The 13111-nt window shown below is 67.8% G+C and carries 12 protein-coding genes; 7 read left to right on the plus strand and 5 right to left on the minus strand.

Annotated features, from left to right (window positions below):
• The first annotated feature begins 106 nt into the window (after window positions 1-106).
• Genes ACZK29_RS09595 through ACZK29_RS09605 form a run of 3 tightly spaced genes read left to right on the plus strand, consistent with a single transcriptional unit; the run spans window position 107 to window position 3719 of the window.
• On the plus strand, window positions 107-1495 hold the full coding sequence (locus ACZK29_RS09595) for an FAD-binding oxidoreductase (RefSeq protein ID WP_111204727.1): 1389 nt from the start codon (window positions 107-109) through the stop codon (window positions 1493-1495).
• 60 nt (window positions 1496-1555) lie between these two features.
• Window positions 1556-1855, plus strand: coding sequence for a DUF2388 domain-containing protein (locus ACZK29_RS09600; RefSeq protein ID WP_164147371.1), 300 nt, complete (start codon window positions 1556-1558; stop codon window positions 1853-1855).
• Between the two features lie 55 nt (window positions 1856-1910).
• A complete protein-coding gene (locus ACZK29_RS09605; protein ID WP_478447079.1) occupies window positions 1911-3719 on the plus strand; it encodes a DUF7844 domain-containing protein in 1809 nt (602 codons plus the stop codon).
• On the opposite strand, the gene ACZK29_RS09610 is transcribed toward ACZK29_RS09605, so the two are convergent.
• Both ACZK29_RS09610 and ACZK29_RS09615 read right to left on the minus strand, forming a co-directional pair.
• Window positions 3697-4773 carry an ATP-binding protein gene (locus ACZK29_RS09610; protein WP_111204724.1) on the minus strand — a complete coding sequence of 359 codons (1077 nt, stop codon included), beginning with the start codon at window positions 4771-4773 and terminating at the stop codon, window positions 3697-3699. The two genes, ACZK29_RS09605 and ACZK29_RS09610, sit on opposite strands and share 23 nt — an antisense overlap.
• Window positions 4773-5489, minus strand: coding sequence for a response regulator (locus ACZK29_RS09615; RefSeq protein WP_033833468.1), 717 nt, complete (start codon window positions 5487-5489; stop codon window positions 4773-4775). The genes ACZK29_RS09610 and ACZK29_RS09615 overlap by 1 nt, the downstream gene beginning before the upstream one ends.
• Window positions 5490-5618: 129 nt before the next feature.
• Here ACZK29_RS09615 and ACZK29_RS09620 point away from each other — a divergent pair, with 129 nt between their 5' ends.
• The 4 genes from ACZK29_RS09620 to ACZK29_RS09635 all read left to right on the plus strand — a co-directional run bounded on the left by ACZK29_RS09620 (window position 5619) and on the right by ACZK29_RS09635 (window position 11102).
• Window positions 5619-6767, plus strand: coding sequence for an efflux RND transporter periplasmic adaptor subunit (locus tag ACZK29_RS09620; protein WP_111204723.1), 1149 nt, complete (start codon window positions 5619-5621; stop codon window positions 6765-6767).
• A 36-nt stretch (window positions 6768-6803) separates the two neighbouring features.
• Entirely contained in the window at window positions 6804-9953 is a 3150-nt protein-coding gene (locus ACZK29_RS09625; protein WP_111204722.1) for a multidrug efflux RND transporter permease subunit, read from the plus strand.
• Window positions 9934-10326, plus strand: coding sequence for a nuclear transport factor 2 family protein (locus ACZK29_RS09630; protein WP_478446986.1), 393 nt, complete (start codon window positions 9934-9936; stop codon window positions 10324-10326). The genes ACZK29_RS09625 and ACZK29_RS09630 overlap by 20 nt, the downstream gene beginning before the upstream one ends.
• Before the next feature lie 83 nt (window positions 10327-10409).
• Window positions 10410-11102: a COG3650 family protein gene (locus ACZK29_RS09635; protein ID WP_111204720.1), complete on the plus strand. Its 693-nt coding sequence runs from the start codon at window positions 10410-10412 to the stop codon at window positions 11100-11102.
• A gap of 47 nt (window positions 11103-11149) precedes the next feature.
• On the opposite strand, the gene ACZK29_RS09640 is transcribed toward ACZK29_RS09635, so the two are convergent.
• Genes ACZK29_RS09640 through ACZK29_RS09650 form a run of 3 tightly spaced genes read right to left on the minus strand, consistent with a single transcriptional unit; the run spans window position 11150 to window position 13068 of the window.
• The gene (locus tag ACZK29_RS09640) at window positions 11150-11692 is read right to left on the minus strand and encodes a hypothetical protein (RefSeq protein WP_111204719.1); all 543 of its coding nucleotides are present in this window, start codon (window positions 11690-11692) and stop codon (window positions 11150-11152) included.
• Window positions 11682-12248 (minus strand): elongation factor P-like protein YeiP, encoded by a 567-nt coding sequence (gene yeiP / locus ACZK29_RS09645; protein ID WP_005409468.1) that lies wholly within the window; start codon window positions 12246-12248, stop codon window positions 11682-11684. The genes ACZK29_RS09640 and yeiP overlap by 11 nt, the downstream gene beginning before the upstream one ends.
• Window positions 12249-12297: 49 nt before the next feature.
• Entirely contained in the window at window positions 12298-13068 is a 771-nt protein-coding gene (locus ACZK29_RS09650) for an SDR family oxidoreductase (protein WP_111204718.1), read from the minus strand.
• Between the last annotated feature and the right edge of the window lie 43 nt (window positions 13069-13111).

Raw genomic sequence — 13111 nt, forward strand, 5'->3', positions numbered from 1 at the left:
GTGCGCAATTGGTTGCATCCGTAGCGATCTGCCCGGCTGCGGGGCTGGACGCTGGCGCGCGCCGCTGGCACGCTTGCCCGTTCTTCACGCACCGCGCTGGACCGTCATGACTGATTCCCGCATTGCCTCGCTGCAGCAGGCCTGTCCCGGCCTGAAGCTGAAGACCGACCCGGCCGACCTGGAGCATTACGGGCGCGACTGGACCCGGCGCTGGACGCCGGCGCCGCTGGCGATCGCACTGCCGGCCACGGTCGAGGAGGTGCAGGCGGTGATGCGTTGGAGTGCAGGCGAGGGCGTGGCCGTGGTGCCGTCCGGCGGCCGTACCGGCCTGTCCGGTGGCGCGGTGGCCGCCAACGGCGAGCTGGTGCTCAGCCTGGAGCGGATGAACAAGGCACTGGCCTACGACGCGGTCGATCGCACCCTGGTGGTGCAGGCGGGCATGCCACTGGAAGCTGTGCACAATGCCGCGCTGGACCACGGCCTGATCTACCCGGTGGATTTCGCCGCGCGCGGGTCCTGCACGATCGGCGGCAACATCGCCACCAATGCCGGTGGCATCCGCGTGATCCGTTACGGCAACACCCGCGAGTGGATCGCCGGGCTGAAGGTGGTCACCGCCAGCGGCGAGCTGCTGGAGCTCAACAAGGGCCTGATCAAGAACTCCAGCGGCTATGACTTCCGCCAGCTGCTGATCGGTTCGGAAGGCACCCTGGGCGTGATCGTCGAAGCCACGGTGAAGCTGACCGATCCGCCGCCGGCCAGCAACGTGATGCTGCTGGCGCTGCCCAGCTTCGAAGTGCTGATGCAGGTATTCGCCGCGTTCCGCGCGCGGCTGCAGTTGCAGGCCTTCGAATTCTTCACTGATCGCGCGCTGGAGCACGTGCTGGCGCATGGTGCGCAGGCACCGTTCGACGAGGTGCACCCGTATTACGTGGTCACCGAGTTCGCGGCCAATGACGAAGCGCAGGAAGCGGCGGCGATGGCCGCCTTCGAGGACTGCATGGGCAACGGCTGGGTCAGCGACGGCGTGATCAGTGCCAGCGACGCCCAGGCCGCCCAGCTGTGGCGCCTCCGCGAAGGCATTACCGAGTCGCTGGCGCGCTACACGCCCTACAAGAACGACGTGTCGGTGCGGATCTCGGCGATGCCGGCGTTCCTGGCCGAGACCCAGGCGCTGATCGGGCAGGCGTATCCGCACTTCGACGTGGTCTGGTTCGGCCATATCGGTGACGGCAACCTGCACATCAACGTGCTCAAGCCCGATGCCACCAGCAACGCCGATTTCGTGGCGCAGTGCGAGCACGTCACCAAGCTGCTGGCGCAGGTGCTGGCGCGCTTCGATGGCAGCATTTCGGCTGAACACGGCATCGGCCTGGTCAAGAAGGGTTACCTGGACAGCACCCGTGGCCCGGCCGAGATCGCCCTTATGAAGGCGGTCAAGCGCGCGTTTGATCCCCAAGCGCGGCTGAATCCCGGCAAGCTCTTCGACCTCTGAAGCGGAAAAATCCTTCACGTACCCGTTACGCTACCCACCTTCACAACCGGCTTCGCACCGATGATCCGTCCGCTTCTGCTGCTCGCCCTGCTGTCCCTGCCGCTGGCCGGCTTCGCTTCCAGCTTCGCCGGCACCTCGGCCGGTTCCGCCACCGGCGCATCGTCGGGCTCTTCGGCCAGTAGTTCGGGCGACGACAAGGTGGTGCAGGCTGCGCGCGATGATGCGGCTGCATTCGTTGCCAGCGACGGCCAGATCCGTGGCGCCCGCCTGCAGGCCGCACTGGTCCACCTGCGTGAGCAGAGCGCCGCCGCGCAGCAGCAGAGCGACCTGGAACTGGCCCGCGCGCTGCTGGCTCGTTGATCCGGGCGGCATGACCTCGGCGTCATCGCTTTCTGTAGAGCCGAGCCATGCTCGGCTGAGCGCCAGGCGCAGATGGGCAGTTACAGCAGCCACGCATGGCGTGGCTCTACTGCTGATCGCCCACGTCGCGCACGCGGCTGATCGCCTGCAGCTTGATCCGTCCGGTCTCGATCCGGCGCAGCAGCAGCTTGCCCGGCAGACGCTCACCGACGTGCAGTCACTGCTGCCGGAGGGTCTGCTGCGCGCATTGCCGGCGCAGGTCCAGGTGAGCTGGAGTGATGCGCTGCCGGCCGATGTGCACGGCCGCGCTTTTGCCGGGCACATCGCCCTGCGCCGCGATCTGCTGGATGACGGCGTGCCCGGCGCCCGCCGCGCGCGACGCAGCGCCCTGGTGCATGAGCTGACCCATGTTGCAGACCGTGGCGGCGCGAACTGGTCGCGCAGTGTGCGCTGGCGTGATCTGGCTGGATGGCAACGCAAACCCTGGCATCTCGGCCGTGCTGGCAACGACTTCAGTGACCGTAGTCCGGATGCTTACGAACTGAAGGACCCGGCCGAGTACCTGGCGGTGAACGCCGAGCATTTCCTGCTGGACGCTGAGTTCGCCTGCCGGCGTCCGGCGCTGGCGCAGTGGTACCAGGCCCATTTCGGAACCCCGCCATCGCTGCCGCAGTCGCACTGCGCGACCACGTTGCCACTGCTGCAGGCCGAATCGGAAGAGGGGGCGGCATCGCTGCTGCAGCTCGACCCTTCCCGCGTTTATGCGGTGGACTACCTGTTCGCCGAAGGCAGCGCACAACCGATGAGCCGTTGGGGCCACAGCATGCTGAGGCTGGTGATCTGCCGGCCCGGCCGCGCACCGGGGCCGGACTGCCGCCTGGATCTGGAGTACCACCGCGTGCTGTCGTTCCGCGCGTTCGTGGGCGACGTGCAGATATCCAACTGGCGTGGCCTGACCGGCGGCTATCCCTCGCGGCTGTTCGTGTTGCCGCTGCAGCAGGTGGTTGACGAATACACCAAGGTCGAACTGCGCGGCCTGCAGTCGTTGCCGTTGCAGCTGCAACGCGACGAGGTCGCCAGCCTGCTCGAGCGCACTGCCCAGGCGCACTGGAGCTATGACGGGCGCTACTACTTCGTCAGCAACAACTGCGCGGTGGAAACCGCCAAGCTGCTGCAGGCGGGCGTGCCACGGCTGGGCGAGGCCGGGCTGGCCCAGCTGAGCCCGCGCGGGCTGAAGCGGCGACTGGTGCGGCTGGACGTGCTCGACGAGGGGGTGCTGACGGACCGCCATGCAGCGCAGGCGCAGGGGTACTACTTTGCTTCGGCGCGCGACCACTACCAGCAGTTGTTCGCAGTGGCGGCGGGGCAGCTGGCCTTGCCCGCCCGTGATGTGCGCGCCTGGTTGAAGCTGCCTGCACCGCAACGGGCACCGTGGCTGCTGAAGGGCGACCTGCGCGCCAGCGCCGGCCTGCTGCTGCTGGAACAGGCCGCACAGCGGCGTGCCGAGCTGCGCGCGCGTGACGTGCTCAAGCGGCAACTGCTGGCCGCACCGCATAGCGCTGAAACGCGCAGCCTGCGGGGGTTGCTGGAGCAGAGCGGGCAGTGGCTGCGCCCGGGGACGCTGCTGCAGGACGGTGGCTATGGATTGCCGCTGGGCGACGAGCAGGCGCTGCTGTCCGAGGCCGTGGCCACCGCCAGTGCGCAGGCGGTCCCGGCGTGGCAGGCGCTGCGCGTACGGCTGCGTCAGCAGCTGCCGGTGAAGCAGCGCGACGAAATGGATGCGATCGACGCCAATCTGGCCGCACTCGGTGCACACCTGCGCACGCAGGCAGCCCGTCCGGTTATTGACGCGGCAGTTCGATGACGAAGCGGCTTCCGCCGGTGCTGCCGGGGATGCAGTAGACGCGGCCGCCGTGCGCATCGGCAATGGCTTTGACCACCGCCAGGCCCAGCCCGCTGCCGCCGCCCTGGCGCGAGCGCGAGCCATCGGCACGCATGAAGGGAGTGAAGATGTCGGTATGGAGTTCCGGATCAATGCCCGGACCTTCGTCCTCGATCGCTACCTGCACATGGCCCGGCGTGTCATGCACGGCGATCCGCACCTTGCCCGGGCTGGCGTAGCGGCGCGCGTTCTCCAGCAATGCCAGCAGTGCCTGGCGCAAGCGTGTCGGGTCACAGTGCGCGTTGTGTTCCTCGCGGCTGGTTTCCAGCTCCAGCACGAAGCCGGCGGCGCGGAACTGCGGGTCGACCAGGGTCATCACCGAGTGCACCTCGGCGACCACGTCGGTGCGTGCGCGGCGCACGTCCAACCGCGCGTTGTCGGACAGGCTCAGCACGCGCAGATCCTCGATCAGTCGTGACAGTCCTTCGACCTGGGCCAGCAGGCTGCGGAACTGCGACTCGTCTGGCTGGAACACGCCCTCGGCCAACCCCTGCAGGCGACCACGCAGGATCGTCACCGGAGTCCGCAGTTCATGGGCAATGGCCGCATGCCACATCGCGCGCTCGCTCTCCATGTGCTGCAGGCGGCGCGCCATCGCATTGAAATCCTCGACCAGGGTGGCCACTTCGCCGGGTGAGTTTTCCTGGGCGCTGGCGCGCGCACCGAGGTCGCCAGCGGCAAGCGCGCGCACGCTGTCAACCAGTGAATTCAACGGCGACAGGATGCGATGGGCAAGACGGAACGATGCGGCGATGGCCAGTGCCAGGCCGGTCAGGATCACCCCGACCATCCATGCCAGCTCCGGCCCGGTCGGCAGCCAGCTTTCGGGTTCTTCGGCACTGCCGGGGAAGAACTCGACCAGCACCGCGTACAGCAGCCACGACGACAGGATCATCATCACGATGACGCCGATCACCATCAGCGACATCGAGACGATGATGTGGCGGCTGAGCCCGGAGCGGCGCAGGCGGGCCATCAGCGGTCGGCCATCAACCGGTAGCCGACACCGCGCACGCTGGCGGGTACGTTGACCATGCCCACTTCATCCAGCTTGCGGCGCAGCTTGCTGACATGGCTGTCGACCGTGCGCTCCAGCGCCTCGCTTTCCGGCAGGCATTCGTGCATCAGTTCGCTGCGGCTGAAGATGCGGGTCGGCGCCAGCGCCATGCAGTGCAGCAGCTTGAACTCGGTGAGGGTGAGCAGCACTTCGTGGCTGTAGCCGTCGCCTTCCACGTGCACGGCATGGGTGGCCGAGTCGATCAGCAACGGGCCCGCGCGCAGTGCGGTCGGCGCGTCCACGCGTGAGGCACGCAGCGTACGCCGCAGTACCGCACGAACGCGCGCGGCAACTTCGGCCGGATTGAATGGCTTGACCACGTAGTCGTCGGCGCCCATGCGCAGCGCGGTCAGCTTGTCCAGGTCCTGGTCCAGCGCGGTCAGCATGATCACCGGCGTTTCGCCGCGCTGGCGCAGCTGGGTCAGTACGCTCCAGCCATCCAGCCGCGGCAGCTGTACGTCGAGCAGGACCAGGTCGGGGCGGGCGCTGCGATGCAGGTCCAGTGCGCTGTGGCCATCGGCGGCACGCAGGGTACGCAGTCCTTCGCGTTCCAGGTAAGCGGTAAGAATATCGGCGATCTCGGCCTCATCCTCGACGATCAGGACGAGGGCGGCGAGGGCGGGGGAGGCATGCATGCAGGGGCGGGGCCTTAAGGTGCTTGCCTCCATCGTATCTCCACAGTTCCTCCATCGAAACCCCATCATCGCCCCGCAGACTGCGCGCTTCAGAACCTATCAGCCGCCCGCGCGGCATTGTGCACAGCAATGAGAACCTTCAGGACTCCGGTCGCGTTGATCGCGGCCCTCGCCCTGGCCATGACGGCCTGCTCCGCCCCCGAAGCCACGCCCGAAGCCACACCGCGCGTCAGCGTGGTCACTGTCGGCCCGCAGGTCGTGCAGCGCGACGATGAATTGCCCGGCCGCGTGGCCGCCGTGCGTACCGCACAGATCCGTGCGCAGGTCGGCGGCATCGTGCAGCGCCGGCTGTTTGAGCAGGGTGCGGAAGTGAGCGCCGGCCAGGCCCTGTTCCAGATCGATCCGGCGGCGTTCCGTGCCGATGTCGACTCGGCACTGGCCGCGCTGCAGCGCAGTGAGGCAGCCCTGGGTCGCAGTCGCGTGCAGTCGCAGCGCCTGCACGCCCTGGCTGCCGCGCAGGCGGTCAGCCAGCAGCATCGCGACGACGCCAGTGCCGAGTACGAGCAGGCGCGCGCGGCGGTGAATGAAGCGCGCGCGATCCTGGCCCGCCGGCAGCTCGACCTGCGCTATGCCACGGTCAGTGCACCGATTGCCGGCCGCATCGACCAGGCGCTGGTGACCGAAGGCGCACTGGTCGGCGTGGCCGATGCCGAGCCGATGGCGGTGGTACAGCAGATCGACCAGGTCTACGTCGATGTGCGCCAGCCGGCGGCGCAGCTGGAGTCGCTGCAGCGCAGTGCCGCCGGTGGTGGCGAGCTGCCGGTGACGATCATCGGTGCCGCCGGCAAGCCGCTGTCCGAGCGCGGCCAGCTGCTGTTCTCCGGCATCAACGTCGATGCGCGGACGGGTGACGTAATCCTGCGCATCCTGGTCGACAACCCGCAGCGGCAGCTGCTGCCCGGCATGTATGTGCGCGCAAGGGTGCCACGTGGCGCGCCCGCCAGCGCATTGACCGTGCCGCAGCAGGCCGTGCTGCGCAGCGCCGGCGGCCAGGCCTATGCCTGGGTGATCGCGGGTGATGGCAAGGCGGTGATCCGCACGCTGGAGGTCGACGGCAGCGTCGATCGCCAGTGGCTGGTGCGCACTGGCCTCAAGGCGGGTGAGAAGGTGGTGGTCGAGGGCCAGGAGCGCCTGCAGGAAGGTGTGGTGGTCGATGCGCGCGACTGGCAGCTGCCGGTCGCAGGCGCCGGTGCCGTGCAGGCCGGCAGCAAGGGCTGAGCCTCTACCGGGCCGGTCCCTCCAGGAAAATCCAACATGGCACGTTTCTTCATCGATCGCCCGGTGTTCGCCTGGGTGCTGGCGATCTTCATCATCCTGGCCGGTGTGCTGGCGATCCCGCGGCTGGCAGTGGAGCGCTATCCGGCGGTGGCGCCGCCCAGCGTCAGCATCTACGCCAGTTACCCGGGTGCGAGCCCGCAGACGCTGAATGACGCGGTGGTCGGCCTGATCGAGCGCGAGCTGTCCAGCGTCAAGCACCTGCTGTACTTCGAGTCATCGGTGGACACCTCCGGCGAAGCCTCGATCACTGCGACCTTCAAGCCAGGTACCAACCCGGAGCTGGCGCAGGTGGACGTGCAGAACCGGATCAAGGCGATCGAGCCGCGCCTGCCGCGCAGCGTGCGCCAGAACGGCCTGTTCGTGGAGGCCGCCGATTCCGGCTTCCTGATGCTGGTCGGCCTGCGTTCGCCGGATGCCAGCGTCAGCGAGGCGGCGCTGGGCGATTTCATGGCGCGCAACATCATCGAAGAGCTGCGCCGCATCGATGGCGTCGGCCGCGTGCAGCTGTTCGGTGCCGAGCAGGCGATGCGCGTGTGGCTGGACCCGACCCGGTTGACCGGCTACGGCCTGACCATGGGCGATGTGGCCACCGCCATCGAGCAGCAGAACCTGGAGATCTCGCCGGGACGCATCGGCGATTCGCCGGGCGTGCCGGGCCAGCGCATCACCGTACCGTTGAGCGCCGATGGCCAATTGTCGACCCCTGAACAGTTCGCCGCCATCGTGCTGCGTGCCGGGGCCGACGGTTCACGGGTGGTGCTGGGCGATGTCGCCCGCGTCGAGCTGGGCGCGCAAAGCTATGCCTGGGGCACCCGTGAGGACGGCCATCCGGCCACCGCCGCCGGCGTGCAGCTGCGTCCCGGCGCGAACGCGGTGCGCACCGCGTCGGCGGTGCGTGAGCGCATGGCCGAACTGGCGCCGCTGCTGCCGCGCGGCGTGGAATCGAGCATTCCGTTCGACACCGCGCCGTTCGTCAAGATCTCGATCCAGAAGGTGGTGCAGACGCTGCTGGAGGCGATGCTGCTGGTGTTCGCGGTGATGTACCTGTTCCTGCAGAACTGGCGCTACACGCTGATTCCAGCGTTGGTCGCACCGATCGCGCTGCTGGGTACCTTCGCGGTGATGCTGGCGCTGGGCTTCTCGATCAACGTGCTGACCATGTTCGGCATGGTGCTGGCGATCGGCATCATCGTCGACGACGCGATCGTGGTGGTCGAGGGCGTGGAACGGATCATGGCCGAGGAGGGCCTGCCGCCGCGCGAGGCCACCATCAAGGCGATGCGCGAGCTGACCGGTGCGGTGATCGGCATCACCCTGGTACTGACCGCGGTGTTCATTCCGATGGCGCTGGCCAGCGGCTCGGTGGGCGCGATCTACCGCCAGTTCACCGTGGCGATGGCAGTGTCGATCCTGTTTTCGGCGCTCCTGGCATTGAGCCTGACGCCGGCGCTGTGCGCGACCCTGCTGCGCCCGAACACCCATGGCCACCATGGTCGGGGCGGTCTGTTCGGCGCCTTCAATCGTGGCTTCGAGGCGATGACCGGGCGCTACCAGCGTGGCGTGGCCTCCGTGTTGCAGCGAAGCGGGCGGGTGATGGGCGTGTTCGCCGCACTGGTAGTGGCGCTGTTGCTGGGCCTGCACTGGTTGCCGGGTGCATTCCTGCCGGAAGAAGACCAAGGCTATTTCATGACCTCGATCCAGCTGCCGGCCGAAGCGACCGCCGAGCGCACGCTGGCCGTGGTCGAAGCCTACGAACGGCATGTAGCCTCGCGCCCGGGCATCGGCTCCAATCAGTCGATCCTTGGCTACAGCTTCTCTGGCTCCGGCCCGAGCGCGGCGCTGACCTACACCATGCTGAAGGACTGGGGCGAGCGCGCAGGCGCCACCGCGGCCGCTGAGGTGGAGGCCGCGCAGAAGGCGATGGCCACGATTGCCGAGGGCGAGGTGATGAGCGTGATGCCGCCGGCGATCGACAGCCTGGGTCGTTCGTCCGGGTTCTCGCTCGCCCTGCAGGCGCGTACCGGGCAGAGCCAGGCCGAGCTGCGCGCGGCCCTGCAGCAGCTGCTGAAGCTGGCCGAGGCCAGTCCGCTGCTGTCCGAGGTGCATGCCGATGGCCTGCCAGCAGGTACCAGCGTGCGGCTGGATATCGACCGTGCCAAGGCCGAGGCGATGGGCGTGGGCTTCGAACACATCAGCAGCACGCTGTCGGCTGCGATGGGCTCGCAGTACGTCAATGACTTCCCCAACAAGGGCCGGTTGCAGCAGGTGATCCTGCAGGCCGACGCACCGCACCGCATGGAACTGGAGGACGTGCTGAAGCTGTACGTGCGCAACAGCGAAGGCGGCATGGTGGCGTTGTCGGAGCTGGTGACCCCGCACTGGACCGAGGCGCCACTGCAGCTGCAGCGCTATCTCGGCTTCCCGGCGCTGAACCTGTCCGGTGCACCGGCGTCCGGCGTATCGACCGGCCAGGCGATGGCCGAAATGGAGCGGCTGGCCGAAAGACTGCCGTCCGGCTTCGCCCTGCAGTGGACCAGCCAGTCGCTGCAGGAACGTGAGTCGGGGGCGCAGGCGCCGTGGCTGCTGCTGTTGTCGATGCTGGTGGTGTTCCTGGTGCTGGCGGCACTGTACGAGAGCTGGTCGATTCCGCTGGCGGTGATGCTGGTGGTGCCATTGGGCCTGCTCGGCGCGGTCGCCGCCGTGTTGTTGCGCGGCATGCCCAACGATGTGTTCTTCAAAGTCGGCATGATCACCGTGATCGGGCTGTCGGCGAAGAACGCGATCCTCATCGTCGAGTTCGCGCGGCAGCTGCAGCAGCAGGGTCGCGGCCTGGTTGAAGCAGCGCTGGAGGCGGCGCGGCTGCGCCTGCGGCCGATCGTGATGACCTCGCTGGCGTTCGCGCTGGGCGTGGTGCCGCTGATGCTGGCGCAGGGCGCGTCGAAGGAAACCCAGCAGGCGATTGGAACCGGTGTGTTCGGCGGCATGGTCAGTGCGACGGTGCTGGCGGTGTTCTTCGTACCGGTCTTCTATGTAGTGGTGCAGGGCGCGCGGCAGTGGATCGCGCAACGCCTGCGCAGGCGCCGGCCGATGCCGGAAGGATCCGTGGATGGAACGGGACATCGTTGAAGACCTGCATGAGCGGCAGCTGGCAGCGCTGGAACAGCGCCTGCGGCAGGCATTGCTGGATGACGACCACGATGCGCTGACCGCGCTGGTGTCGCCGGCATTGTTCATGATGGACGGGCAGGGCGGGCGCTTGCTCGATCTGCCCTGGCTGGGCGACTGGCTGGCCGGAAACCTGCAGGTGCGCAGCCTGCAGTCGTACGCTGTGGAAAAGCTGCTGTGCGGACGCCTGGCATTGTTGTCCAGCGACGTGCGCTTGTCGGTGCGCGCGCAGGGCCAGGAGCGCGAGCTGAAACTGCGGCTGCTGCGGGTGTGGACCTGCAGTTCCGGCGAAAGCGGTGCGCAGCTGTTGTCGATGGCGGTACTGGCCGCATGAGTGCGGTCAGGCCGCTTTCAGGCCCTGCTCACCGCGAGGTGGTAGGGTCGAGCCTCTCTGTAGTGTCGACAAGGAGTCGAGCCATGCGTGTAGTTCCCAGTCTGTTGGCAGCCTCCCTCGGGTTGGTGCTGGCCGCGTGCCAGCCGGCCCCGCCGCCCGCCGCAGGCGGCAATGATGCCCCGCCTGCTACGCCGCCGCCGGGCGCCAGCACCGAAGGTAGCAGCGAGACCGCCTACCAGTGTGGTGATCTGAGCGTGCGCGCGACCTTCAGTGGCGAGGATGCAGCCACGGTGGTGATCGGCGACCGCACCTTCGCCATGACCTCCGAACGCGCGGCATCCGGCGCCAAGTATGGCGATGGCCAGGGCAACAGCTTCTGGACCAAGGGCAGCGATGACGGCCTGTTGAGCCTGAAGGGCGAAGCCGATCGCGAGTGCCATGCGGTCGAAGCCACTGAAGGCGATGGCAGTGCTGGCAACGCCGCGTTCCGTGCCACCGGCAACGAGCCGGGGTGGCTTGCGGTCGTTGATGGCGACACGCCGGGCCTGCAGGTGGAAGTCGACTATGGCGAGCGCCGCTTCGATGTGGCCAAGCCCACCGAAGGCGCTGACGGCTGGAGTGGCAAGGCGTCCGACGGTACCGACGTGAAGCTCAGCTTCCAGCGCACCACCTGCCAGGATGACATGAGTGGCGAGGCATTCGATGCCAAGGTGAACCTGACCATCGGCACCCGCCAGTACCACGGATGCGGCAATTTCGGCGCGAAGCAGCCATAAGGCATCTGTAGAGCCGAGCCCACGCTCGGCTCTACATCATCGAGGGGTCAGCCCGCGCAGGGCTTCAGGTCTAGATCGAAGTCCAGGTCATAGCGTGTGTTGATCCCGATCAGCGCTGCGCGGATCGCACAGTCGCCGCGATGACGCGTGACCAGATCGGTGAAGTTCTTCTCGCGGCCTTCGCAGTACTGGGCGTTGGCTTCTTCCAGCTCGCGGCGACGCTCGTCGTCGTACGCCTCTTCACCTGCGAAGTGCTGGCAGGTGTTCTCGCGCGCGAGGAAGGCCTGGACGTCGGCCGGCATCGCGCAGTAGATGCGCACGTCGTCGACGTCATACACATCCTCCGGGACCGGACAGCCTGCGGCTGCACGTGCCTTGTCCAGGTCGTCATCGCCCGAAGGCCGGTCGGTAGCGGGCTCCGCTTCGGCGGTGGGCTCGACGGCGGCCGGTGCCTCCGCCGCAGGTGCGGCCGTCACGGCCGGCGTGGCCTTCGGCGCGGCATCGGCATCGGCAGCGCTGTCCGCTGCCTGCGGCGAGCACGCCGCAAGCAGGGACAGGCAGCCGATCAGCGCGAGGCGCTTAGTCGGCACGGCCGGCGAATTCGCCGGTGGCGGTGTTCACCAGCACGCGCTCGCCGTTGACGATGTACTCCGGCACCATGATCTCGATGCCGGTGTTGAGCTTGGCCGGCTTCGGGCGCTTGGTGGCGGTGCCACCCTTCAGCTCCGGCGGCGTCTCGATCACTTCCAGCACCACCGAGGCCGGCAGCTGGATCGCCACCGGCTGCTCGTCGATCACCTGCACGTAGATGCCGGTCAGGCCGTCGGTGATGTAGCCGGCGTCATCGCCGATCACGTCCGCGTCCAGGGTGTAGGGGGTGTAGTCCTCGTCATCGAGGAACACGAAGGCATCACCGTCCTTGTACGAATAGGTGGACTGGCGGCGCAGCAGTTCGACCTCGACCAGGTTGTCGTCGGCATCGAAGCTGGCATCGAGCTTGTTGCCGCCCGGCACGCTGTACATGATGAAGCGGAAGCGGACGTTGCCGCCGCGACCCTGCGGCGAGCTGCGCTCGATGTCGCGGATCTGGTACACGCCGTTGTTGTACTCGACGACGTTGCCCTTCTTGATGTCGTTGGCTTTCATGGTGATCTAGGTCGTTGGGGGAGGGCGCCGTCCCGGCGCCCGGGGGGAATCACTTCGGAGCGAGGCGGGTAGCGCCGTCCAGGCGGATGGTCTCGCCGTTGAGGTAGGTGTTGCCGAGGATGAAGCCGACCAGGCTGGCGAAGTCTTCCGGCTTGCCCAGGCGCGACGGGAACGGGATCGAGGCGGCCAGCGACTGCTGCACGGCCTCGGGCATGCCGTCGACCATCGGCGTCCAGAACACGCCAGGTGCAATCGTATTGACGCGGATGCCAAAGCGCGAGAGTTCGCGCGCCATCGGCAGCGTCATCGAGACCACGCCGCCCTTGCTGGCGGCATACGCGGCCTGGCCGATCTGGCCTTCATAGGCAGCGATGCTGGCGGTGTTGATGATCACGCCGCGCTCGCCGTCGGTACCGGCGGCGTTGTGCTGCATGCGATTGGCCGCGGCCTTGGCGACGTTGAAGCTGCCGACCAGGTTGACCATCACCGTGCCCTGGAAGCCAGCCAGCGGCATCGGGCCTTCCTTGCCCAGCACGCGGCCGGCGCCGAGGATGCCGGCGCAGTTCATCGCCACGTTCAGGCCACCGAGGAAATCGTGGGCCTGGTCGATGGCCGCAGCCACGGCCGCCTCATCGCTGACGTTGACGTTGAAATAGCGGGCCTTGTCGGCACCCAGCCCGGCAACGGCGGCTGCACCCTTGTCGTCGTTGAGGTCGAACAGGGCCACCTTGCCGCCCTGGGCGACGAGGTGCTGGGCCACGGCCAGGCCGAGGCCGGAGACGCCGCCAGTGATCACGGCACGTACGGAAGACAGCTGCATTGAACGGTCCTGCAGGTTCGAGAACCGCCGATTCTAACGGAAG

Source organism: Stenotrophomonas sp. 89682_Sma, assembly GCF_056481405.1.

Coding starts and splice junctions, on each gene's coding strand:
- ACZK29_RS09595 (WP_111204727.1), top strand. CDS start 107: ATGACTGATTCCCGCATTGCCTCGCTGCAGCAGGCCTGTCCCGGCCTG.
- ACZK29_RS09600 (WP_164147371.1), top strand. CDS start 1,556: ATGATCCGTCCGCTTCTGCTGCTCGCCCTGCTGTCCCTGCCGCTGGCC.
- ACZK29_RS09610 (WP_111204724.1), bottom strand. CDS start 4,773: ATGGCCCGCCTGCGCCGCTCCGGGCTCAGCCGCCACATCATCGTCTCG.
- ACZK29_RS09615 (WP_033833468.1), bottom strand. CDS start 5,489: ATGCATGCCTCCCCCGCCCTCGCCGCCCTCGTCCTGATCGTCGAGGAT.
- ACZK29_RS09620 (WP_111204723.1), top strand. CDS start 5,619: ATGAGAACCTTCAGGACTCCGGTCGCGTTGATCGCGGCCCTCGCCCTG.
- ACZK29_RS09625 (WP_111204722.1), top strand. CDS start 6,804: ATGGCACGTTTCTTCATCGATCGCCCGGTGTTCGCCTGGGTGCTGGCG.
- ACZK29_RS09630 (WP_478446986.1), top strand. CDS start 9,934: ATGGAACGGGACATCGTTGAAGACCTGCATGAGCGGCAGCTGGCAGCG.
- ACZK29_RS09635 (WP_111204720.1), top strand. CDS start 10,410: ATGCGTGTAGTTCCCAGTCTGTTGGCAGCCTCCCTCGGGTTGGTGCTG.
- yeiP (WP_005409468.1), bottom strand. CDS start 12,248: ATGAAAGCCAACGACATCAAGAAGGGCAACGTCGTCGAGTACAACAAC.
- ACZK29_RS09650 (WP_111204718.1), bottom strand. CDS start 13,068: ATGCAGCTGTCTTCCGTACGTGCCGTGATCACTGGCGGCGTCTCCGGC.